This window comes from Acinetobacter sp. RUH 2624, assembly GCF_000162375.2.
GTDB classification, from domain to species: Bacteria; Pseudomonadota; Gammaproteobacteria; order Pseudomonadales; family Moraxellaceae; genus Acinetobacter; species Acinetobacter nosocomialis.
Genome location: NZ_KI391942.1, coordinates 37,087 through 61,599, shown reverse-complemented (window position 1 = coordinate 61,599; position 24,513 = coordinate 37,087). Strand labels below are relative to the sequence as shown.

Below are 24,513 nucleotides of genomic sequence, written 5' to 3'. Positions count from 1 at the left end.
AGGTATCACCTTGTGTGCCACCTTCAAGATAGTCATTACCCGTGCCACCAATCAGGATATCTGCACCAGCTCCACCATACAGTTTGTCATTACCAGTACCTCCAACCAGAGTATCGATACCAGCATCGCCATTCAACGTATCATTACCCTTACCACCCAAGAATATTTCTGATTTCGCAGTTCCATTTAAGATGTCTGCATCATTAGTACCTGTAATATAGTTAAGAGTAGGTGAGTATTGGGTTAAGAAAGTATTTATTTCAAGTAAGGTAATATCATCAAAGTCTTCATATTTTTTATAGAGTAGAATTTGGAGACCTTCAAAACTCTCTTTAGGCACATCCTTGTAAATGTTAATAATATGATCTGTAAACTCAACCAATTCAAAAAAGGTATTTTTATTATCTAAAGAAAACTTGCTTTCAAATACCTGTTCAACATTCTTAAAATTGAGAGTAAAACTAATATCACCGTTATCTGTCAAAAACCATTCTTTCGCAATTTTATCAGCATAATTCTTATAAATTGCTGTTTGCCCATAAAGCCCTTTATAAATAGAGAAAGTGATGTTTGAATAAATATTATTGATCGACTCAGTTGTCTTCAAAATATCTTTTTCAGCGATATAAAACAGTTTTTCAGTTTTCGTCCCTAAGAAACTATCAATTACACCTATTTTAGATTTAGCATTGCTGAACGCAGCTTGAATAGCTGGGTCAATTTGATCAAAGCTAATTGTTGCTCCTCTATTACCACCAGCAACTGCGACCCCCTGACCGCTTGAACTCACCATTGAAGCCCAGAGACTTTCTGTATACTCATGGTATGACGGATCTGTTTTCGCCCAAGCTTTTAATAATTCAGGTAATAGACCTTTTTGCTCTTCTGAAGTTTGTGCTGATTCGTACTGTCTTACCAATTGCTCCAAATCAGAAGATAAAGACATGGCCTCATGCAAATCGCGTACTCGTCCATAACCTTTCAGCTCTGGTAAGTCTTTAATTTCTTTACTTACTTCAATTCTATTCGTGAATTCACTGTAGATTGAATCAAAACTGAAATTAACATCCCCCATTTTAAGAGTAGAGCCATCTGTTTTTTCATACGAGCTGACTTGTACTAAAATGTTATTTCCGGCTAGAGTAGTATTAGTATTGTTATAGGCTACATTTAAAGATTTGATACCTAAATCTGCTAAACCAAACAATTCATTTTCTTGACTTTTACCGTCTTGATTTAAGTCTCTCCAAACTTTTAATTTGGCAAAATCTTCATCATTCGCATCAATTTTTCCATTTTTATCTGTATCTAAATCAGCTAAAGCATCAAAGCCGTGTTCAGCTTTTTCACCATTTTTTAAGTAAGTATTATCACCAAAAACTTCTGTACCATCATTAATAATGCCATCCGCATTACGATCAAAGACTAATAAGCCATCATGAGGACTTACCCAACCTGTTGCAGTCTTAAGCCCATCCGCATCGTTATCAAACAGCGCGCCATTTAGCTTATTATGTGCAACCGTTTCAATACCATCACCATCTAAATCTAAAATAAGTGGATCATAGTAATAGTGATGCCCTTCACGATTTAGGCCTAACCAGTCTTTAATAAAGTCAGGTGTAACATCATCCATCCATTTTGAAATATTGTTCGGATCAAATAATTTATCTAAACCAAATGGAATAGGAATACCATGGTCAACAATGTGATCATAAATTTTATATAAAAGCTCACCAATCGCTTTACCACCTTGATAAGCACCGTATACAAGCAACCCACCTAAAACAACTTCACCTAAAACAGGTACACCAAGTAGACCAGCTACGACAGGAATTAATTCGGCACCTGCTGCAAATAGAACTGTACCAACAACTGCTTGTGGGCCATATTCTATTGCCTGTTCTTGAAATGGTTGCCAATTTCCAGTTTCAAGCCCAACTACCAATCCTTCAAATGTATTGTTTAGGAAATCTGCCGCCATAACACCAGCGCCAACTTTCCCACCAATTAAACTTTCACTGAGGTATTTGCCTAAATTATTTGACATTTCAGGATTAAGTTTAATTTGACCATCTACAATATTAAGCATACTATTTTTAACAATATCTTTAATATCTTGATGGACGGTTTCTTTAGTATTCTTTAATGAATCATATAAAGGTTGAAGATCAACATAACCAGCTTGTGAATGCTTCAAGCCACCCAAGCTTAATTCAACTTTAGCAGAATCTACAGTGCCCTGAAGCTTTGTAATAATATTATCTAAAAGTACTTTTTCACCTTGCAATCTAGAAATTTCATTCTGAATATTTGATTTTTCACTATCTGAGAGGGCCGAGTTCTTCAAAGATTCTGTTAATTGATTGGTTTTTTGTTCATTCTGCAATAGATCAGCAGATGAATTAACCAATTTTTCATAAACACCTGAAGGTGGTTTGTCGGTAATACCATTTACATACGCTTTAACATGATTAAAATTTTCTATAATTTGCTTTTTACTTGAATCAGACAATGCTTCTCCATTAATTAACTTTTCTAAATTATTTTTCATTAAATTAGTTAAAGGAATGGAGTCGTACGACTGGGTTTTTATTATCTCAATAGCTTCGGCAATAGCTGTTTTAGTAAATTCAACATTTCCAGCACTTGTTTTACCATCAGTAACCGTTACATTTTCATTTGCAACTTTTGCATATTTTATGTCATTTTCGGCATGAATTTCCAATCTAGTTTCAGCTTGCTTATAGCGCTCACTATCAGGATTAGATAATTGCTCGAGCGTTATAGTATGTTTATTTAGATAATCATTAATACTTTGTTTAGCGTTATCACCATGTAATATAATTTCGCCTGTGGTTAATCCCTCTTTAAGCGTTGCTTGTAGATCAAAAATTGCCAGTTTTTTTTGTTCAGGTGTTAAATTAGAATCAATAATAATTTCTTTAACCCATTGTTTAACAGCCTTATTATACTCAGGATGACTAGTGTAATGCTGTGTCGCACCAATCGGATTATCTGAGATGGGATGTCCACTGTCCTGTAAAGCTTTTGCCATTTCAGCGCGATCAGCATCTGAATATAGAGCAATTCGATTATTAAATGACTGTAAAGCTGTATTTTTAAACTTATCGTCCGTAACACGTGAGGTATCACTACCTAATATTTTGTTTATTTCATCTTTAAATTCAGAGTTAAATAGTTCAACAGGTAATATATGATGTACTTGGAAAGAATTTGCCATTTTATTTATTCCTAATATTATTTATTTTTTGTTATTATTTCAGATCGCATAAAAATAATTGCCAAGCATCGCTAAGCTGTGCGTCATCTAAAGCTTTCTTAAGCTCATCAGACATAAAAATTGAATTATCAAGTTCAGGATCTCGCCATAAGTCAACCTCACATTCAACAGCCTCCTTTTTTATGGCAATAGCATGATCCACATAATCCGCATGGTATAACTCAAAAAGTTGATAACCTTTATGCCGAGTATTTCTATATTTTGTTAATTCTTCTGTACTAAATTCTGGACATAAATAACTTCTTAATTCAGCAATATTAAGAAAATAATATGTTTGATCATTTACCGGTTCATTTAATTTAATATCAAAAAAAGATAATGGATAAAGAGCACTCTGCCCCAAACGAAATTTTTTAAGGACGTTAGCACATGCCTCTGTCAAAATTACAAACCCTTCCTGAGTACGAAAAAAACTTGGTAATTGGACTGTTTTACCAAAGCCATGTGCATATAAAATAGTAGGAGCATTTTCAGATAATATTTTTTCAGCTAAATGATATCGTTTAGTAATTTCTATTCGAGCATCAAGCAGTTGTAATCTATGTTTTTTTTCTTCTACTGTATCTTCTTTAAGTTTATAAAATTCAAGATAGTCAAACTTATCAGGAAAAGTTAAACCAAATACCCGATAGTTTTCATCAAACATTATAGTTGTAGTCCATACATTGTTAGACATAATTTTCCCCTGTGTGTTCACAAAATTAAGTTGAAGATATTAACAATTAAAATGATTTTTTATTAGACGAAAAAACCAATAAGCGACAAAATTTGTCGCTCAGATAGCTTTATTCAAATTAAACTTCACTACAAATTAAATTTATAGTGAAATCCCCAATAAAAAACGAAGTAATTAAACTAAATTTTTATAAAATTTAAAACTATTTAATTTTAAATTTATAGTTAAATAAATCACAATCATTCCCCTCATATTTAGATAAAAAAATTTATAAGAAAAATATATAAAAAAATTTATTCATATAAAAATTTGATTTTTTCCAATGGAAATTAATCTAAATTAGATAATAGTTAAGATGTTCTTAATTAAATTGATATATTGTTCAAAAAAGTAGACATTCTAATTATTCTTCTAAAAATATTATCATCCCCTCCCCCAAAACCGTTCCAACACCACATCCCGTTCATTCAAACTGGTAGAACTTAAAACCTGTAGCAGCAAACCATCGATCAGGTTTAAAACCATGTCTGCATCAAATTTGAAAGCACGGGTCTCACAGCTAAAAATCAGGTCAAAAAGTTCCCGATGTAGCCATTTTCGGTATTCAACTGCCATACGGTAGGCTTGCGGATACAGTCGTTTTATTTCAAAAACTGCTTTAAGCAGCAAATGGTATAGGCTGTTTAAATTGACGTGTAAAACAATAATTTCTTTGAGTTTATCTTTTTGGGTGTAGTAACGACTTGAGTAAATAATCGAGAGCACTTCTTCTCTGAGTAGACTTTTTTGAAAGGCGATGCACATTTCAATTAGGCGTTCTTTTGAGCCAAAATATTTATAAAAGGTGGTTTTGGTTATTTGGGCCTTTTCAACAATGAGGTCTACCCCTGCATTATGGAACCCATACGTAGTAAAGAGTTGGATGGCAGTTTGAATAACCTGTAATTTTCTGGAAGATATTTCTAAAGTTGGCATAGTTTTACCGTTATAAATTCTTGTTGTTTCTAAATGAGATAAAAAGCCTGTGCCCTTTCTGGGAGAAAAAAAGGCACAGCAAAGCCGTAAGACGGTGCTTGGAACATCTCAAATTTTGTTTTGCTAAGTTTTAAGTAAAAATGACTTTAAGCCTGAAAACCCTACGGCGTTCAAGCTGCTGTAATTTTTTAAGCTGTGTTGTTATAGCTTTTGGCGCGGGGTGCCAAGAAATGATGGATGTGCATAGCCAACTCCTAATTTTGGGAGTTCTGCCAAAGCATTCATTTGGAATTATGGTGGCAGAACGAAAGAGGGTTAGCAGACTGGCTTCGAGAACCCAGCACACCCGAAGGTGTCCCCCTTCCGTCCTACCGCTACAAAAAGGGAGACGAGTGGGTCTACATCAAAAAAAACGTGTTTTTTCAATGTCCTCAAAGATCGGTCTGCTAAAACCGGCTGGCAATGTGGCCAGCACGCAAAGCATAATCTGAGAGTTTGGATGTGTCAATGTGGCTTTAATGACAAGTGTTTAAATTTCTTTTTGTTTTTCATTAGATTAACTTAATTATTATTTAAGATATTATATTTAATTGTATTTTTAAAATTAAACAGAAGCGATCCATGCTTATTGATTTCTTAATGAGTCTTTTTATATGAAATAACGAAATGATAAGTAGGATTAGACAATCTCAGTCTGCCCTACTTGGTGATAAGCACGGTTAAAGTAAACCAAACTTTGGTCATGTTGGCTTTGTTTTATCGCCACAATCGGACATATAAAAATCGTGTGTGTGCCGACTTGTTGAATTTGTTCAATCTCGCAGTCAAAACTTACTAAAGCATCTTCCAACACAGGTGAACCTGTTTCTAACTCAATCCATTCGCCATGTTTAAAGCGTTCTTCTGGTGTGAGCTTAGATGAAAATGCTTTTGAAATATGTTCGTGGTGCGCGCCTAACACATTCACGGTTAAGATTTTGTTATCTAGGAAATGTGCATGTGAGCTCGCAGCTTGGTTCATACAGACCAATAATGTCGGCGGTGTGTCAGTCACACTACAAACAGCAGAGGCAGTAAATCCAAAACGGCCAGACATGCCTGCCGTGGTCACAACGCTAACCGCACTTGTGAGTAAAGACATTGCATTTCTAAAGTCTGTTGCTTGAACCATGACATTATTCCTAAATTGAACCGTACCTTTTCCTGTGTGTTTGCTATACCGCCCAACTCCATCAGGAAGGTACTATCGACATGCGATCTGATTAGAGCGACATGTAGTAAGTAAAATGAGGGTTACTTGTTTGATTATCAACTACCATCAAAAAAGTAACCCTTTATACCACTTATTGGTAAGTATTAAGCAGTAAGTTCAAAACCCGTAAGTTCTCTGCGAACGATTTCTGCACCTGCCGTTAACGCATTTAACTTGCCACGTGCCACTTCACGAGAAAGAGGCGCCATACCACAGTTTGTGCAAGGGTAAAGCTTGTCTGAGTCTACAAACTGAAGTGCTTTACGCAGTGTGTTAGCCACTTCTTCTGGTGTTTCAATCTGGTTAGATGCGACATCAATTGCGCCGACCATGACTTTTTTACCACGAATGAGTTCAAGCAAGTCGATTGGCACACGCGAGTTGTGACATTCTAACGAGATGATGTCGATGTTAGAAGTTTGAAGTTTCGGGAAAGCTTCTTCGTACTGGCGCCATTCTGAACCGAGTGTCTTTTTCCAGTCAGTATTGGCTTTAATACCGTAACCATAGCAAATGTGCACCGCAGTTTCACATTTTAGACCTTCAATTGCACGCTCTAAAGTTGCAATACCCCAGTCATTTACTTCGTCAAAGAATACGTTAAATGCAGGTTCGTCAAACTGGATAATATCTACACCAGCAGCTTCTAACTCTTTCGCTTCTTGGTTCAAGATTTTGGCAAATTCCCAAGCAAGCTTTTCACGGCTCTTGTAGTGACCATCATAAAGTGTATCAATCATAGTCATTGGGCCAGGTAACGCCCATTTAATAGGTTGATCAGTTTGCTGACGTAAAAACTTCGCATCCTCAACAAATACAGGCTTTTGACGAGATACCGCACCAACCACAGACGGTACACTTGCATCGTAACGGTCACGAATACGAACTGTTTCACGCTTTTCAAAATCTACGCCATTTAAGTGTTCAATAAACGTGGTCACAAAGTGTTGGCGGGTTTGTTCACCATCGCTGACAATATCAATGCCCGCACGTTGTTGTTCGTGTAACGCTAAACGTAACGCATCTTTTTTACCTTCAACTAAGCCTTCGTTTTCAAGTTTCCACGGCGACCAAAGCTTTTCAGGTTCTGCAAGCCAAGACGGTTTAGGTAAGCTGCCAGCAGTTGAAGTCGGTAATAATTTTTTCATGTTAAATGACCTGTATGTTGATTAATTAGGAGCGTAATTCGCAGACCACTGCTCAAGAATCGCTTGGTATGGTTTGATAAATTGCTCTTCAACAAACTTCCCCTGCTCTATAGCCAGACGGCTACGTTCTTCACGGTCATACACAATTCGAGTAAGTGAATAATCTTGGTGCTTCAAGCTTGGTTGATAAGATTTTCCAGCCACTGAGTTTGCGTTGTAAATTTCAGGACGGTAAATCTTTTGGAATGTTTCCATCGTACTAATAGTACTAATCAACTCAAGGTTGGTGTAATCACTCAACAAATCGCCTGTAAAATAGAACGCTAACGGCGCAACGCTATTTGGCGGCATGAAGTAGCGAACTTTTAAGCCCATTTTTTGGAAATATTCATCGGTTAATGAATAGTCTTCTTGCTTATATTCCACACCCAAAACAGGATGTTCGTTTTCAGTACGGTGGTACTCTTTAGTTGTTGAAACGCTTAGGCAAATCACAGGCGCCTTTTTAAAGTTGGCTCTGTAAGTTTCAGAGTTAATAAAGCTCTTAAATAAGTTGCCGTGCAGTTCACCAAACTTTTCTGGCGTGCTAAACGTAGACTTATTTTTGTTGTGATCTAACAACAACACACTAAAGTCATAGTCACGTACATAAGACGAGAAGTTGTTACCTACAATACCTTCGATGCGTTCATTGGTCTTTTTATCAACAATATTGGTTTTCAATATTTCGATTAAAGGAAGCCCGCTAGTACGGTTTTCGGCATCAATATTCATTTCAACAGAAATGATTTCAAGTTCAACGCCATAGCGGTCGCCCTTAGGGTTGTCCCAATGAGCTAAGGCATTGAAACGATTGTCGATCATCCGTAATGTATTGCGCAAATTTTCTTCGCGGCTCATCCCTCTCGCCAAGTTAGCAAAGTTGGTTGTAATACGCGTATTGTCTGCTGGACGATAGTTCTCATCGAAACAAATACTCTTAATCGTAAATGTAAATTCTTTACTCATTGTGATCAGTACCCTAATTTCTGAGATAAAACCTAAATAAAAACTTTTTGCTCTTTTTAAACTTTCCAGACTTGTCAGATTTGTGCCTTATGGTCTTATCAAAGTGAATTACTGGAGCGCTTCAGAGCATGAATAGATTTATACCGCAATCAAAACATGAATAAAAATGATTTAGTCTCATTCAAAACTGAGTGAAATTCATGTTTAGAGTTTTATAAATAAGTAGGGAGTTAAATATTTTTCATCTTAGTTTTTTTTAGACAGCAGAAATTCAATATACGGCACTCACGTTTTAGCACCTGTAATTTTTAAATTTATGATTATTTTCAATCAATTAAATAATTTTTCTTTAAATAAAACAGCTCAACCTAAAGCAATTTATGTTGACTCTCATTCATCTCTGTTTTTAGCCATTCTAAAAATATGGTTTTGCGTGGATCTTCCTCAAAAGCACTATGAGAAAGTAAAAAATAGGCTGAATTATCTTGAACGATTGGTGAAATTTTCTGTATTGCGTTCCACTCAAGCTCTTTTTCAATTATATAAATTGAGATGACCGTCGCGCCGAGTCCCGCCAAACAGCCTTCTAAACATAGATAAAAATGCTCGAGTTCAACTTTGGTGTAGCCTTTTAAACTTTGCTTTAGCTCAGCAATGCGACTCATGCTTTTGAAAAAATTCGGTCTAGAGGTCGAAATCAGTAAGTCGTTTGTTTCCGATGGCTTGGTTGCTTGAACTAGAGCGATATATTCATCGGCAATCTTTTCGCTATAAATATGCTCTCCCCAATCAAAGTCATTTCGGCGAATTGCGATATCAATATTATCTTTTTCAAAGTCGACCACACCGCCTGCTGTGAGTAGCACAATCTCAAAATCATGCCCGAGCTTTTTAAATTTTGATAACCGTGGAATGAGCCATTTCATGGAAAGCGTCGGTTCACACGACAAGACCAGTTGTTTGTTGTGAGTTTTAGGTTGGCTTAGTTCTATTAAACATTCATCAAGCTGACCAAAAACTTGATGGCAACAACTCATTAAAATTTCACCCTGCTTAGTCATCACAAGCGTTTTATTTTTTCGGTCGAACAAAGTCGTATTTAAAGCTTCTTCTAAATTATAAATCTGTTTACTGACCGCACTTTGCGTCACAAATAATTTCTTTGCAGCTAAAGTGACGCTGCCATACTTCACCACAAAGTAGAAAAATTTTAATGAATTCAGCGATATTCTTTCAATCATTCCAAAAACTCATAAATGTGTAGTCGTTTTTATCGATTTTTATTTTTAGATTTCTGTTCAAAATAAAAATCATCTTTATTAAACCCCATTTTAGATGATGAAAAACATATTGAATATCGCTATCTATCTTCATAAATGTAAAGCCCCAATCTTCCTCACCAAAAGAATAATAGCTTTAAGCAAAACAGCTCCCCTCTCAAATACATTCCAAAAAGTACAGATAAAACTGTTCATTTGTAGTGTGGAGGCAAAATAATGGCAGAGTTCATTGCAGTTATTCTCATTACGATTTTGGCAGTGATTAGTCCCGGAGCAGACTTTGCGATCGTGACGAAAAATAGTTATCTGTATGGCAGAAAAATAGGTGTGTTCACTTCACTCGGAATATCGCTTGGCGTGTTGGTGCATGTGACCTACACATTAGTCGCCGTTGCCTTTGTGATGACTTATACACCGCAAATTTTGAATATTGTTAAGTACATTGGTGCGCTTTATCTGATCTATATTGGCTATAAAACTTTTACTCAAAAACCAGTTTTAGACGCTGTTGCTTTAAACGCTATAGGCAGTATTCAAGCCATAAAATACGGCTTTTTTACCAATGCCCTCAACCCTAAAACTACACTATTTGTGATTAGTACCTATACGCAAATTGTGAGTTTAACGACACCGAAAACTATTCTTTTGGCTTATGGCTTTTTTATGTCTTTTGCGCATTTCATATGGTTTTCACTGGTGGCGGTGCTGTTTTCATCCATGCTGCTGAGACAAAAAATGTTAGCCAAGCAAGTACAGATTAATAAGGTGATTGGTTCAATCTTATGTGTCTTAGGTGTGATTTTGCTTTTTACTAAGTTTCAGTAGAGCCGCTTAATTTTCAGAAACTTTTTACACATTGCTGTTAATATAAAAATACATGATAGATTTCCCAATCCTTCATATCTCTATAAATCAAGGATGATGAGCGAATACATTTATTATGGAAATCAAGCAAATAAAGTATTTTTTGACGGTCGTTGAATCAGGCAGTATCGGAAAAGCTGCCCAAAAGCTCGATGTCGGTGCTTCGGCGATTAGTCAGCAAATTAGTAAGCTCGAACAAGAGTTAAGCATTCGTTTATTACAGCGTAATGCTTTTGGTGTGACCCCAACCCCAGCAGGTCTTGCCTTTTTAAAACACTCGCAACTTATTTTGCGTCAGGTGAACTTTGCCATAGATGCTGCACATTCGGCACGGTTGTCTGGTCATGTCAGCCTTGGTTTTCCACCGACCATTACCGCTTTAATCGGTATCCCTTTAATGAAACTAATGTCTGAACGTTATCCAGATATTCGTTTAGAGATTGTGGAAACCCTGTCGGGGAACCTGATTCAGTCGATTAATTCACGTCAGCTTGATATCGCTATTATTTTTACTAATGAGATTGATAAACAATGGTCGATACAGCCATTAGTACGCGAACAAATGTACTTGATGGCGCGCAAAGAAGTGCTCGAAAAATACGGCCTTAGCGAATGTATTAAAAGCGGAATTATTCAGTCGCAGCAAATTGGCGATATTCCTTTAGTACTACCACGTCAGCGCCATAGCTTACGAAAGCTGCTTGAGCACAAGATTGGACAGCTTAATGTCGTCTATGAAATTGATGGCTTGCATTTGCTTATGGACAGCCTAATTCACCTTGACCTTGCAAGTGTGAGGCCCGGAAGTGCCTGCCTGCAAGAGTATAAACATAAGCTGCAATTGCTTAAGGTCGTCGACCCAGAAGTTGAACGAATTAACTACTTGGTAAGCCTTGCCGAAGAAGAATTATCACCCGCTGCACTTGCTGCCAAGTCAGCCATTAAGGCCTGTGTTAAAGAGTTAATTCAAAACCAAATTTGGCCATGTTCTGAAATTATTGTTTAAAGGGTCATTAATTTTTCTAAATACCTAATTAATTTTCGCCTCTCACTCCTCCCTGCTTTTTAAGATTACATTTTCCTTCGAATGATAAGTGGTTTTCTGTTTATCGAAACATAGATGTGTAGTTTGAACTGGAAACAAGGCATCACATTTTCTACGAAGGACACCTTTAAATCTCATCTCTAACCCATTTCCTATTTAGGTTTATTGATTGAATCAATTTACGTCCAAACTTTGAAGATCGTGAATGTTTCCATTTTGTCAGGCCAAGGAGGTCTCCAATGGATGTCGTTAATAACCGTAGGGCTACTTTTAAAAAAATATTAAACGTAACGAGTGGCAACTTTTTAGAACAGTACGATTTTTTTCTTTTTGGTTTCTATGCCACCTATATCGCAGCAAAATTTTTCCACTCAGATAATGAATATGTCTCTTTAATGATGACATTTACCGTGTTTGCTGCGGGCTTTCTTATGCGTCCTCTTGGCTCTATTTTCTTGGGTGCCTATGTCGACAGAATTGGTCGCCGTAAAGGGTTGATTGTGACTTTAAGCCTGATGGCTATTGGTACGATTTTAATTACCTTTGTACCGGGTTATGACACCATCGGTATTATGGCCCCTATTTTGGTGGTTATTGGCCGTCTGTTACAGGGCTTCTCGGCAGGTGTTGAATCTGGCGGCGTGTCTATTTACCTTGCAGAAATTGCAACCGATAAAAACCGTGGTTTTATTACTAGCTGGCAGTCTGGTAGCCAACAAATTGCGGTCGTGTTTGCAGCGTTATTTGGTTATTGGCTCAACACCGTTTTAACTCATGCACAAGTGAGTGAATGGGGCTGGCGTATTCCGTTCTTAATTGGTTGTTTGATCATTCCTTTAATCTTCTTATTCCGCCGTACTTTAGAGGAAACTGAAGCATTTAAAGCACAAAAAACTCATCCTTCAACCAAAGAAATTTTCAGTACATTGGCAAGCAACTGGCGCATTGTACTTGCAGGTATGATGATGAGTGCGATGACCACAACCACGTTCTATTTCATTACGGTTTACACCACAGTGTATGCAAAACGTACTTTAGAAATGTCGGTCACAGATAGCCTTTTAGCAACCGTGTTTGTAGGTTTATCGAATTTCTTCTGGTTACCAATGGGTGGCTTACTTTCAGACAAAATTGGTCGCCGTCCAGTATTAGTAGGTATTACGACTCTTGCGATCTTTACCAGCTATCCGGTTTTAAGCTGGTTGGTGAGCGACATTAGCTTCTCAAACCTACTTATTACTCTTGCTTACTTCTCGTTCTTCTTTGATATGTACAACGGGACTATGGTCGCAACGCTTGCCGAAGTAATGCCAAAACGTGTTCGTACCGTTGGCTTCTCTTTAGCGTTTAGTCTTGCAGCCGCGATTTTTGGTGGTATGACTCCAATGGCGTGTACTTTCCTAGTAGAAAACACTGGCAATGCAAGCACACCAGCGTTCTGGCTCATGCTTGCTGCGGTATGTAGTCTCATCTCAAGTTTATATCTATGTCGCGGTTCTAAGCAGAACAAATCTGACGCGATTGCTGAACCTGCAAAGGTTAGCGCTTAAAACAACTAACTACTTAACCTGAAATTTTAATGAACAGTACGGCAGATCTTAAGTCTCCGTACTGTGCTCTCCTGTCATTAAAAGTGAGATACTATGAAAAAGTCCCCTATCTTCATGACCATTTGCCTAGCTGGTGCTGGCTTAGGTTCAACGCTTGCTAACGCAGATACGTTAGAAGTGATTAGCTCTGGCGGTTTCTATTCATCTATGGAAAAACTCATTCCAATATTTGAAAAGCAAACTGGTCATACGGTTCACCTTTCGTCTGGTTCATCTATGGGTGCATCGCCAACTGCAATTCCAAACCGTCTCGATCGTGGTGAACGCTTTGATGTGGTGGTATTGGCTGCTCCTGAACTAAGCAAACTTGCAGAAAAAGGTTATGTCGACCCAAATTCACAAAGCACTTTAGTCAATTCAAGCATTGGTATGGCTGTGCCTAAAGGTGCACCAAAGCCAGACATTAGCTCTGCGGCAAAATTTGAAAAAGTTTTATTAAATGCCAAGCACATCGGCTATTCAGCAAGTGCGAGTGGTACACATCTTGAAAAAGATGTTTTCCCAAGCTTCCCACCTGTCGAGTACAAAGTGATTGCTGGTAAAGCAGAAAAAGTAGTCGGCGACCGTGTTGCAAAACGTATTGCCGAAGGTCAGTTTGATATTGGCTTCCAGCAAATTAGTGAAATCAAACCTTTCACTGGCCAATATGGGCAAGTTGAGTTAGTTGGTCCAATCCCTGCGCCTTACCAAAAAGTTACCGTGTTTGCTGCTGGTATTGGTAAAAATTCGGAACATGCAAAAGTCGCAAAAGAACTTATTCAATTTGTGAAATCGCCTCAAGCGACACGAATTATTGAAGAACAGGGTCTTGAGCAGGTTAAACAATAAAAGCTCTAAAAGGCAACGTCTTGAGCAGGTGTTGCCTTTACTCTTTGAACGGTTTACGCAGCAAAATAGAACAAAATATAGCGTAATAAACCAGTGTAGAATAATTAACAAAGGACAAAGTAGAATTTGCCGTGGAACTTAAACAATTAAAGTACTTTATTGCAGTGATCGAGTCTGGAAGCTTGGGTAAAGCTGCAAAAAATCTCGATATTGGAACGTCTGCATTAAGTCAGCAAATTTCAAAATTAGAAAGCGAGCTTTCTATTCGCCTTTTACAACGTACTGCTTTGGGTACGGTTCCTACTCCCGCGGGTTTAGCTTTTTTTCAACAGGTTCAACTTGCGCTTAGGCACCTAGACCATGCGGTAGACTCTGCACATTCTTCACGCTTAAGTGGTCATGTTATCGTCGGTTTTTCACCAAGTGTCGCGTCTGTTATAGGCACGCATTTTTTAAAACTCATGAGAAACCGTTATCCCGATATTAAAGTCCGTTTAATCGAAGGGTTATCGGGTGACTTAAAAGCTTTAGTTAATGCAAGGCAGCTCGATGTGGCTATCATCTTTAGTGACGATGTCGACCCACAGTGGGCCATACAGCCTTTAGTCAAAGAGCAAATGTTTTTAATCTCGCCTAAAGAAGTGCTGAGTCAGTACCATCTTGAAAGTTGTATCGACACTCAAACCATTACTCATTCACAGCTTAAAGAACTTCCGCTGATTTTACCGAGCCAACGACATGGACTACGTTTGTTGCTCGAACAGAAAATTCATCAACTTAAAGTGGCTTATGAAATTGATGGGTTGCATTTGTTAATGGAAAGCATTAGCCAACTCGAAATGGCAACTATCCAACCTGCGGGTGCATCATTAAACTCGCGACAAGACCTATGTTTGCTACGCGTTGTAGAGCCTGCCATTGAGCGTATTAACTATTTAATTAGTTTGTCTGAAGAAGAGCTCTCACCTGCTACTTTAGCCACCAAAGTAGTGATTCGTGCTTGTGTGACTAACTTAATTAATGAAAAGCGCTGGCCAGGTGCGGAACTCATAAACACTTAAGCGCTTAGTGTTTATTTTTACTAAACACCCATTCAAGCTTAGCCTCTCACTTCACCTTCCTTTTTAAAGCTACATTAACCTTAGCTGAGAAAGGGAGAAATCCATGCATGATGTTATTGTAATTGGTGGTGGGAATGCCGCACTGTGTGCCGCGCTCACGGCAAAAGAAAGCGGCGCTTCTGTGCTTGTCATAGAAGCAGCACCTAAAGAATGGCGTGGTGGTAACTCACAACACACCCGTAACCTTCGCTGCATGCATGATGCTCCTCAAGATGTATTAGTCGATGCCTATCCCGAAGAAGAATATTGGCAAGACCTACTTAAAGTCACTGCTGGAAAAACTAATGAGCACTTAGCTCGTCTGGTCATTCGTAGCACGGCGACTTGCCGCGACTGGATGCGTAAACATGGCGTGAATTTTCAGCCACCGCTCTCAGGTGCTTTACATGTTGCACGTACCAATGCCTTTTTTATGGGGGGCGGTAAAGCTCTTATTAATGCGTACTACCGTAGTGCCCAAGAACTTGGCATTGAGATTTTATACAACACAAAAATTAAAGATCTAAAGTTAAACCAAGGACATTTTGAAGCTGCAATTGCCGAAGATGGCCGTGTGTTTAAGGCGAAAAGCTGTGTATTGGCCGCAGGTGGTTTTGAGTCAAATTTAGAATGGTTAAGAGAAGCATGGGGACAAAATGAAAACGGCGAATGGCCTGCCGATAATTTCATTATTCGTGGTACTCGTTTTAATCAAGGCAACTTACTCAAATTTATGATAGATCAAGGCGCCGATATTATTGGTGACCCATCGCAATCGCACTGTGTGGCCGTAGATGCACGCGCACCGTTATATGATGGCGGCATCTGTACCCGTATTGACTGCGTTTCACTGGGTATTGTGGTCAATAACAAAGCCGAACGTTTTTACGATGAAGGCGAAGACTTCTGGCCAAAACGTTATGCGATTTGGGGCCGCCTTGTTGCCAAACAGCCACAGCAAATTGCCTATTCTATTATCGACTCAAAAGCCATTGGTCGCTTTATGCCACCTGTGTTTGCGGGCGTAAAAGCAAATACCATTCAAGAATTGGCCGAAAAAATCGGGCTAGATGCAAAAACCTTATGCCACACCGTAGAAGAATTTAATCAAGCCTGTGTGCAAGGCACCTTTAACCATACCGTTTTAGATGACTGCACCACCGAAAATATTGTTCCCAACAAAACCCATTGGGCGGTTCCTCTCAATCAGCCACCTTTCTATGCCTATGCCCTTAAACCCGGCATTACCTTTACCTATTTAGGTTTAAAAGTCGAAGATGATGCTGCGGTGCGTTTTAACAATAAGCCAAGCCGCAATTTGTTTGTCGCAGGTGAAATGATGGCAGGTAACGTACTCGGTCAGGGTTATACCGCTGGGGTCGGTATGTCGATCGGCACAACCTTTGGACGCATTGCCGGAAAAAATGCAGCCCACTATGCACTTTCACAAGGAGTTGAACATGAATGCTAGTACTAAAGCCCTAATTCCAGTTGTTCAACTCTCTGACCATGAGCAGGAAGTTCAAAGAGCCCTACAAATTTGTAATGCTTGTCGTTACTGTGAGTCATTTTGTGCTGTATTTGCGGCCATGACCAAACGTCTTGAGTTTAATCAAGCCGATATTCATTACCTCGCAAACCTATGCCATAACTGTGGTGCTTGTTTACATGCTTGCCAATATGCCCCGCCACATGAGTTTGGTGTAAATATTCCAAAAGCGATGGCGCAAGTACGTTTGGAAACTTACCAAGAGTTTGCGACCCCTCAGCCTTTAGGCCGACTTTATAAGTCTGTAGGAATTCCTTTTGTCTCAGCATTATCAGCTATTTTCTTTTTATGCATGTTAGCTGTGGTGTGGTACAAAGGCACTGACCTGATTGCAGGCTATCAAGGTAATTTCTATGCGATTTTCCCGCATAACTTTTTAGCTCTACTTTTTGGAGTGACCTTTACAGTTGCGATTGTTTTGCTCGGCATTGGCATTAGTAAATTCTGGCGTCAAACCTCTAAAGTTATTCATGGCAAAGTTGAGAAACCAGATCTAGTTCAAGCTACCCAAAATGTATTAACGCTTAAATATTTAGATGGTGGACATGGCAAAGGCTGTAATGAGCAAGATGACCGTTACACACAAATTCGCCGCGTGTTCCATCACCTCACCTTTTATGGCTTTATGCTTTGCTTTGCAGCCACAGGCGTAGCGACTTTATATCACTATTTCCTTAACCTGCATGCACCTTACCCTATCTTTAGCTTGCCTGTGATTTTGGGTACGTTGGGTGGGTTTGGCTTAGTGATTGGACCATCTGGCTTGCTCTATTTAAACCTTAAACGCCACCCATTACATGGTGACCGCGAGCAAAAACCTGTAGATCGAGGCTTTATTTTCCTTTTAATTTTAGTCAGTGCTTCAGGTTTAGCTCTCATGGCATTTCGTAATACCCCTTACATGGCACTTTTACTGATTTTCCATTTAGCTACAGTCATGACCTTCTTCATTACCATGCCATTTGGAAAGTTCGCACACGGTTTTTACCGCAGTGCTTCTTTACTCAAATTTGCCATCGAAGAGCGTATTTCTAAAAAGTCATAAGTTCAAGATTAGAAAAACTTCCTAATAAAAAACCGCTATAAAAGCGGTTTTTTATATTCAACTACAATGATAATTGAATGGCCATATTGAAAACGGTAATAGCTTAAGCAATTTTTCCATCAATAATGCCCTTCTCTTTTAATGCAGCAAGCTCTTCTGCTGTTTTAAATCTCGATAAGATTTGAGCGGTATGTTCACCCAACTCTGGCGGTGCATGATGATATTCAACGGGAGTATCAGACAACTTGATGGGTGAGCCTATGGTTTGAAAGTTTTCATTTAAACGATGAGGAATATTCACCACCAAATTACGATGGACGATTTGTGGTTCAGCCAAAGCATCTTCAATAGAGTTGATTACACCTACGGGTACTTTAAGCGCATGAATCATGTCGACCCACTCTTTGGCAGTTTTCTGCAAAAAGTGCTCCGACAATAAAGGAATCAATTCATCTCGATATTTGACGCGGTCTTGGTTACGCACAAACTTTTCATTTTCGAGTAGTTCTGGATAACCAATCGCAACACACAAGTCTTTAAACTGTTTGTCATTACCACAAGCAATAATAAATTCTTTATCTTTAGCCTTAAAAGTTTGATAAGGCACAATGCTTGGGTGTTGATTACCCATGCGCTGTGGGGCCTTACCTGAAGCTAAATAGTTCATTCCCTGATTTGCCAGTGCCGCGACCTGTACATCAAGGAGTGACATATCAATATATTGACCACGTCCCGTTTGCGAGCGTGCAATCAATGCGGCTTGAATGGCAATGGTTGAATATAAACCAGTTTGAATATCAACAACAGCCACGCCAACTTTTTGTGCACCACCGCCGGCAACATCATCAGGCTCGCCGGTAATGCTCATTAAGCCTGACATACCCTGAATAATAAAATCATAGCCGGGTTCTTCTGCACGTGGGCCATCTTGCCCAAAACCGGTAATCGAACAATACACAATGTTCGGGTTCAGCTCACTTAAGGAAGCATAGTCCAAACCATATTTAGCCAAAGACCCTGTCTTATAATTTTCAATCACCACGTCGGCAGTCTTGGCAATTTCATAAATTACGGCCTGACCTTCGGGTGTAGTAATGTCCACCGCAACCGAATATTTATTGCGGTTGGTACACTGAAAATAGCCAGATTCACGGGTCATGTTTCCGTCTTGATCGGGCATCCATGGTGGCCCCCACATACGAGTGTCATCACCAACTCGAGGACGTTCAATTTTAATCACTTCCGCGCCAAGGTCTGCCAAGATTTGCCCGCACCAAGGCCCTGCAAGTACACGACTTAAATCTAAAACTCGAATTCCTTGTAATGCACCCATAACGATACCCTTATCTTTTTAGAAGGTACTAATGCACCTCCCTGTCATTGTTTATGATTGTCTTTGTGGATCGTACTGACGATCTTTAATAAATAAGCCTGGCAATACCCCTGCAACAAAATACGCAGCACCCATCACAATAAAGGCCATGGCAAAAGTTCCACCCGATGCCAAGAAACCAATGGTGGCTGGTGCAATCGCTGCCCCGACACGACCAATGTTATAAGCACCGCCAATGGCTGTTCCGCGTACATCGGTTGAAAAGCTTTCAGCCATATAAGTCGCATTTACACCGTATGGAATGCCATATAAGAAGCCAAAGGTGATTAATAAATACAAAATATTGTCAGGGGTATTGAAGAAAATAATGATTGGCAAAAACACGGCGCTGGCTATTGTTCCAAACACAAAAACAGCACGGCGATTAAATTTATCAGCAAGATAACCCGCTAAAATTTTGCCTAGAATCATTGCTGTATATGAACCCACCATATAACTGGTTAAGTTTTTAAAGTTCATATGCACTTCTGTTTCTAAATAGCTTGGCATCCAGTTGTTAATGCCGTAATAACCAAACTGCAAGAAGAATGCTGTGGTCATCCATAACAAAAACATTTTACGGTGCTTAAAGTTATTAAAGATTTGCTTATAGATACTGCTACTTTTCGGCTTTTCAGCCACCACCATTTCTTTTGGTTGTCTATTGCCTTGTAAGCTTTCAATTTTGGTGAGCTGCCAAGATTTTGGCTCTGGCACAAATCGTTGCAGGAAAATATTAACGAAAGCAGGTACTACGGTCAGAAAGAACAAAACACGCCAGCCATGATCTGGAATAATTGCGCCAGCTAATAGGGTCGCTGCAATATAACCTACAGTCTGACCCGTCTGTAACGTGCCCAAGACCGTGGTACGGTAAGTGGTGGGCACATATTCAGCCATTAAGGTATTACAAGCCATATAGAGTGCTCCGATTCCTAAAGCACCAGTAAAACGTAAAGCCATAAATTGCTCGAAGCTTTGCGTAAAGCCCAATAAGCAAGTTGCTACAGAAAAGAAGGTCACCGAGTTGGCAATGGTTCGTACACGACCAAACTTGTCACATGCCCAGCCACCCAAAATCCCGCCAATACCCATACCTGCTAAAGAAGCACTACCTAAGGCACCCGCTTGAAAGGTACTTAACCCAAACTCTGCCTTTAAACTGGTCAAGCTATAAGACAGCAGCATAATATCAATGCCATCGACCACCATCGCAAAATAAGCAAATAACAATGCCCATTTCCATGTATTCGGTCCGATCTTTTCATATGTTCCAAGATTGCTTGGAAATGTAGTTCTCAATTCTTTCGATATTACTTGAACGTCATTGTTCATCTTTAGTTCCTCATTTTCCCAAATGAGTCATCGGCAGCCTACTTATGTTTTCTGTATGACTTAATCTTTTACATTTTCATCATCTTACATTTGGTTTTAAGTACACAGAGGTACATCTTCACATGAGTATCCTTACGATGAATCTTGTCATTTTCCATAAATTTTTGCGTAAAAATCCCTACAGGTGCTCCCAAAAGAACACCTCTATTTTTAAAATGAATGAGTTAGTTACTAAATGCGGCTATGCCTGTTTGTGCACGACCTAAAATCAAGGCATGAACGTCATGTGTGCCTTCATAAGTATTTACGACTTCAAGATTGACCAAATGACGTGCTACGCCAAACTCGTCACTAATGCCGTTTCCACCCATCATGTCACGTGCCATGCGGGCAATATCAAGTGCCTTTCCACAGTTATTACGCTTAATTAGGGACGTGCCTTCAACTGATGCAATGCCTTCATCTTTCATACGGCCGAAACGTAAAGCTGCTTGTAGACCCAAAGCAATTTCCATTTGCATATCTGCCAGTTTCTTTTGAATCAGCTGATTTGCAGCCAACGGACGACCAAATTGTTTACGGTCCATGGTGTATTGATGTGCAGTATGCCAGCAGAACTCAGCAGCACCCATTGCCCCCCATGCAATGCCATAGCGAGCGCTATTTAGACAGGTAAATGGGCCTTTTAAACCTCGAATTTCAGGAAACGCATTTTCTTCAGGTACAAAAACGTTATCCATCACAATTTCACCTGTAATCGAGGCACGTAAACCGACCTTGCCATGAATGGCAGGCGCAGATAGACCTTCCCAGCCCTTTTCTAAAATGAAGCCTCGAATGTCACCCACATTGCCTTCCGCAGAAACTTCTTTTGCCCAAACGACAAATACATCAGCAATTGGACTGTTGGTAATCCACATTTTTGCGCCACTTAAACGGTAACCACCGTCAACTTTTTTAGCACGAGTAATCATACTGCCCGGGTCTGAACCATGGTCAGGTTCAGTCAAACCAAAACAGCCAATGTATTCACCAGTGGCAAGTTTAGGTAAGTACTTTTGCTTTTGTTCTTCAGTACCAAATTCATGAATTGGAACCATCACCAATGAGCTTTGCACGCTCGCCATAGAACGGTAGCCCGAGTCGACATATTCAATTTCACGCGCAACCAAACCATAACTCACATAGTTCAAACCCGCGCCGCCATATTGCTCAGGAATGGTTGGCCCCAGTAAGCCAAGCTCTCCCATTTCACGAAAAATAGATGGATCTGTTGTTTCATGACGAAATTGTTCAAGTACACGTGGTTGCAAACGTTCTTGACAATAGGCATGAGCCGCATCACGAATCATGCGCTCATCTGGGCTAAGCTGTTGCTCAATTAAAAATGGGTCTTGCCAGTTAAATTGAACTTTTGCTTTTTTTGTTGTCACCATGTGATTCATCGCATCCTCTGCTTGATTTGATCTTCTTTATTTAACTCGATGTTATGCGTGAAAAATTCAGTAATCAAACGATAAATGTTCATGCAGATATGCAACTTACGCATATTTAAAATAAGAAGGTTTAAATTTAGATATTTAATTCATTGTATTTCATTAAAAATGGCTTATTTTTATACTAAACTCGGATATTTGCATGTAGGTCATATGCTGTTTTGAAATATGATGACAAATAAAAGGATTTATTTATGCGAAGAAGCATCCCATCCATTCAGGGCCTGATTTGCTTTGAAAGTGCAGCAAAACATCTAAGTTATACCTATGCTGCGCAAGAGCTATGCATTACTCAAAGTGCAGTTTCGCGCCAAATTCAGCAGTTAGAAGACTTCTTGGGCGTTGAACTCTTTATACGTACTCGGCATGGTGTTGAACTCACCATTGCTGGTCAACAGTATTTTAAAAGTATTAAACCTTACTTATTAGGCTTAGAGAAATGTACGGCCGATGTGATTTCTCATAAAGGTTTAGGTGGAACATTAAAGTTAGGTGTAGTTCCTACCTTCGCAACGCGATGGTTATTACCCAAGCTCCATCTTTTAAATCAAAAACACCCTGAAATTACGGTTCATTTAGAAACCAGTACCAAGCCCTTTTTATTTAATGACAATATTTTTGATGCTGCGATTTTTGCAGGTACGCAGCAGCAGATTGACCACTGGCCCGGCATACAAGCACATTATTTAATGGATGAAGAAATTGTACCTGTGTGCTCACCAAGACTCATCGAAAAGTATTTTCCAGATGCTGTGATGATTAATGAGAATACTTATGATTTAAGCCCTGAAGATTTGCTGAAAATCCCCCTACTACAACAAACCACTCGGCCTAGTATTTGGCAAGAATGGTTTCTGACTCATCACATGCAGCACCCGAAACCTTTTGATGGACAACGTCACGAGTTATTTTCAATGCTTGCGGTTGCTGCGAGTCATGACATGGGAATGGCTTTAATTCCACAAATGCTGATTGAGTCTGAACTACAAAAAAAAGAACTGGTGATTGTTTCCAATAAAAAACTAAAAGGCAGCCGGAAGTACTATCTCATTCATTCGAGCCAAGACATCTCACCGACTATTCAAAAATTTGTTGAGTGGATTTACCAAGAACTAGAACAACTAAAGACTAATACGAATTAGCTCAGCAGCTTTCATTTACACTCAATACTCATAAAAGGTTGTGATTAATCAAATCACAACCTTTTTAGTTAAGCGTTAATGGCTTTGAAATTAATGACTCATTAATTGAATATCTGAACCGCTACGTTTAGGGTCAATCAAGATTTTGGCATGCTGTTCAGGATCACGTAACGCTTCAAATGCATTAGTTACACCTTCTAGGCCAACAACACCCGTAATGAGCGGTGAACAGTTCACTTTACCTTCTGCAATCATGTGTAGCGCATCTCTAAACTCAAGCGGCGTGTATCCCAATACAAACTGAATTTCTAACTCTTTATTAATCGCAAGTGCTGGTTCTATTTTGTCACTTTGCATGCACACGCCCACCCCAACAATTCGGGAAAATAAAGGTGCACCTTCAATAATTTGCTGTAAAACGCCCGGTACGCCAACACACTCAAAAATAACAGGGCGTTTTGGCAGAGCGCCTAATTTATCAATCATGCGCCATCCATGCCACCACGGTAAACGAGTCGCTTGTAACTTATCAAACAGCCCCATGCCCATGTTAATGGCATCCGAAACATTGCCAAGTAAACCAAACTCTTTCCAGTTGGCAAATGGCGATGTCTCTTTAGGGTCTACCACAATATCCGCACCACATTGCTCGGCAAGCTTACGGCGGTTTGGAGAAAAGTCACTGGCAACTACGGTTTTAACCCCCGCTGCTTTAAGCATTAATATGACACCTAACCCAACAGGACCACAACCGACCACAATCGCAGGCTCACTTGTTTTTACACGGCTACGGCGAACAGCATGCAATGCAACTGCCATCGGTTCAGTCATGGCAGCACTATCTGCATCTAGACCATTCGGTACTTCAAACATCAAGCTTGATTGAGCCAATACTTGCTCGGCATAACCACCCGAAGCATTTGGAGAAAGGCCTGTTGACAAATAACCATGCTGATCTACATTTAAAAGCGGCATTGCACAAACGAGTGTATCCGCTTTAAATTTATGGCGTGTTTTTGGGCCGTAGTCTAAAACCTTGCCGCAAAACTCATGTCCTAGTACAAACGGGTCTGTGGACTTCGCTAAACCATTAAACCCTACACGTGCAGCCAAATCATGCATGTGGTCGCAGTGGTGCTGCATATGTAAATCTGAACCACAGATCCCGCATCGCACCACTTCCAATAAAACTTGCCCTTTTGCAGGTGTTAAGTTCGGTTGCTCCACGACTTGTAATGTTGCTTGATGACAAAGTACCGACTTCATTTGAGTGCTTCCTATTTCTTCTTTTTCATTTACTTGCCAGAAATAGATTTCTACAGATAAATTAATCGCTTTATCGGTTTGGTCTTTAGCAAGCCTTTATTCATCTTTACAAGTAAAAGCCAAAATACCAATGACCATTCTTCAGCCAATCTACTCTTGAAGAGTCAACAAAAAACAGGCTCAGCGAAATTAAAAACAATAAAAATCTTTATGCTCGT

Annotated in this window: 19 protein-coding genes; 8 read left to right on the top strand and 11 right to left on the bottom strand. The window is 39.4% G+C overall.

Annotated features, from left to right (window positions below; genetic code table 11):
- From HMPREF0014_RS26420 to HMPREF0014_RS25030, 7 genes are all read right to left on the bottom strand, one after another.
- Window positions 1-3,244, bottom strand: a 3,244-nt coding sequence (locus HMPREF0014_RS26420) for a calcium-binding protein (RefSeq protein ID WP_020992413.1), incomplete at its 3' end; no start/stop codon positions are given.
- Window positions 3,245-3,278: 34 nt separating this feature from the next.
- Complete coding sequence (locus tag HMPREF0014_RS25055) at window positions 3,279-3,980, bottom strand: hypothetical protein (RefSeq protein WP_020992412.1); 702 nt, start codon at window positions 3,978-3,980, stop codon at window positions 3,279-3,281.
- Window positions 3,981-4,403: 423 nt separating this feature from the next.
- Window positions 4,404-4,955: a TetR/AcrR family transcriptional regulator gene (locus HMPREF0014_RS25050; RefSeq protein ID WP_020992411.1), complete on the bottom strand. Its 552-nt coding sequence runs from the start codon at window positions 4,953-4,955 to the stop codon at window positions 4,404-4,406.
- Between the two features lie 679 nt (window positions 4,956-5,634).
- Window positions 5,635-6,126 (bottom strand): flavin reductase, encoded by a 492-nt coding sequence (locus HMPREF0014_RS25045; protein ID WP_004888630.1) that lies wholly within the window; start codon window positions 6,124-6,126, stop codon window positions 5,635-5,637.
- A gap of 185 nt (window positions 6,127-6,311) precedes the next feature.
- Entirely contained in the window at window positions 6,312-7,355 is a 1,044-nt protein-coding gene (locus tag HMPREF0014_RS25040; RefSeq protein WP_006581491.1) for a methionine synthase, read from the bottom strand.
- A gap of 21 nt (window positions 7,356-7,376) precedes the next feature.
- Window positions 7,377-8,363, bottom strand: coding sequence for a DUF1852 domain-containing protein (locus tag HMPREF0014_RS25035; RefSeq protein WP_020992410.1), 987 nt, complete (start codon window positions 8,361-8,363; stop codon window positions 7,377-7,379).
- 368 nt (window positions 8,364-8,731) lie between these two features.
- Window positions 8,732-9,604, bottom strand: a complete 873-nt coding sequence (locus HMPREF0014_RS25030) for a LysR family transcriptional regulator (protein ID WP_006581493.1) — start codon at window positions 9,602-9,604, stop codon at window positions 8,732-8,734.
- 255 nt (window positions 9,605-9,859) lie between these two features.
- Between HMPREF0014_RS25030 and HMPREF0014_RS25025 the strand changes: the two genes are divergently transcribed.
- From HMPREF0014_RS25025 to tcuB, 7 genes are all read left to right on the top strand, one after another.
- Window positions 9,860-10,468 carry a LysE family translocator gene (locus HMPREF0014_RS25025; RefSeq protein WP_006581494.1) on the top strand — a complete coding sequence of 203 codons (609 nt, stop codon included), beginning with the start codon at window positions 9,860-9,862 and terminating at the stop codon, window positions 10,466-10,468.
- 115 nt (window positions 10,469-10,583) lie between these two features.
- Window positions 10,584-11,513, top strand: a complete 930-nt coding sequence (locus HMPREF0014_RS25020; protein ID WP_004710433.1) for a LysR family transcriptional regulator — start codon at window positions 10,584-10,586, stop codon at window positions 11,511-11,513.
- Window positions 11,514-11,791: 278 nt separating this feature from the next.
- Window positions 11,792-13,102, top strand: a complete 1,311-nt coding sequence (locus HMPREF0014_RS25015; protein ID WP_006581495.1) for an MFS transporter — start codon at window positions 11,792-11,794, stop codon at window positions 13,100-13,102.
- A gap of 93 nt (window positions 13,103-13,195) precedes the next feature.
- Window positions 13,196-13,990, top strand: coding sequence for a substrate-binding domain-containing protein (locus HMPREF0014_RS25010; RefSeq protein ID WP_006581496.1), 795 nt, complete (start codon window positions 13,196-13,198; stop codon window positions 13,988-13,990).
- A gap of 131 nt (window positions 13,991-14,121) precedes the next feature.
- On the top strand, window positions 14,122-15,051 hold the full coding sequence (locus tag HMPREF0014_RS25005) for a LysR family transcriptional regulator (protein ID WP_006581497.1): 930 nt from the start codon (window positions 14,122-14,124) through the stop codon (window positions 15,049-15,051).
- A gap of 103 nt (window positions 15,052-15,154) precedes the next feature.
- Window positions 15,155-16,561, top strand: coding sequence for an FAD-dependent tricarballylate dehydrogenase TcuA (gene tcuA / locus HMPREF0014_RS25000; RefSeq protein WP_006581498.1), 1,407 nt, complete (start codon window positions 15,155-15,157; stop codon window positions 16,559-16,561).
- The gene (tcuB, locus tag HMPREF0014_RS24995) at window positions 16,551-17,684 is read left to right on the top strand and encodes a tricarballylate utilization 4Fe-4S protein TcuB (protein ID WP_006581499.1); all 1,134 of its coding nucleotides are present in this window, start codon (window positions 16,551-16,553) and stop codon (window positions 17,682-17,684) included. The genes tcuA and tcuB overlap by 11 nt, the downstream gene beginning before the upstream one ends.
- 103 nt (window positions 17,685-17,787) lie before the next feature.
- Here tcuB and HMPREF0014_RS24990 read toward each other — a convergent pair whose 3' ends face one another.
- The 3 genes from HMPREF0014_RS24990 to HMPREF0014_RS24980 all read right to left on the bottom strand — a co-directional run bounded on the left by HMPREF0014_RS24990 (window position 17,788) and on the right by HMPREF0014_RS24980 (window position 21,836).
- On the bottom strand, window positions 17,788-19,017 hold the full coding sequence (locus HMPREF0014_RS24990) for a CaiB/BaiF CoA-transferase family protein (protein ID WP_006581500.1): 1,230 nt from the start codon (window positions 19,015-19,017) through the stop codon (window positions 17,788-17,790).
- A gap of 51 nt (window positions 19,018-19,068) precedes the next feature.
- Window positions 19,069-20,391, bottom strand: coding sequence for an MFS transporter (locus HMPREF0014_RS24985; protein ID WP_006581501.1), 1,323 nt, complete (start codon window positions 20,389-20,391; stop codon window positions 19,069-19,071).
- Window positions 20,392-20,615: 224 nt separating this feature from the next.
- On the bottom strand, window positions 20,616-21,836 hold the full coding sequence (locus HMPREF0014_RS24980; protein WP_006581502.1) for an acyl-CoA dehydrogenase: 1,221 nt from the start codon (window positions 21,834-21,836) through the stop codon (window positions 20,616-20,618).
- A gap of 245 nt (window positions 21,837-22,081) precedes the next feature.
- Between HMPREF0014_RS24980 and HMPREF0014_RS24975 the strand changes: the two genes are divergently transcribed.
- Window positions 22,082-23,029 carry a LysR substrate-binding domain-containing protein gene (locus HMPREF0014_RS24975; protein ID WP_001254610.1) on the top strand — a complete coding sequence of 316 codons (948 nt, stop codon included), beginning with the start codon at window positions 22,082-22,084 and terminating at the stop codon, window positions 23,027-23,029.
- 90 nt (window positions 23,030-23,119) lie between these two features.
- On the opposite strand, the gene HMPREF0014_RS24970 is transcribed toward HMPREF0014_RS24975, so the two are convergent.
- Window positions 23,120-24,295: a zinc-binding dehydrogenase gene (locus HMPREF0014_RS24970; protein ID WP_006581503.1), complete on the bottom strand. Its 1,176-nt coding sequence runs from the start codon at window positions 24,293-24,295 to the stop codon at window positions 23,120-23,122.
- Window positions 24,296-24,513: the final 218 nt, after the last annotated feature.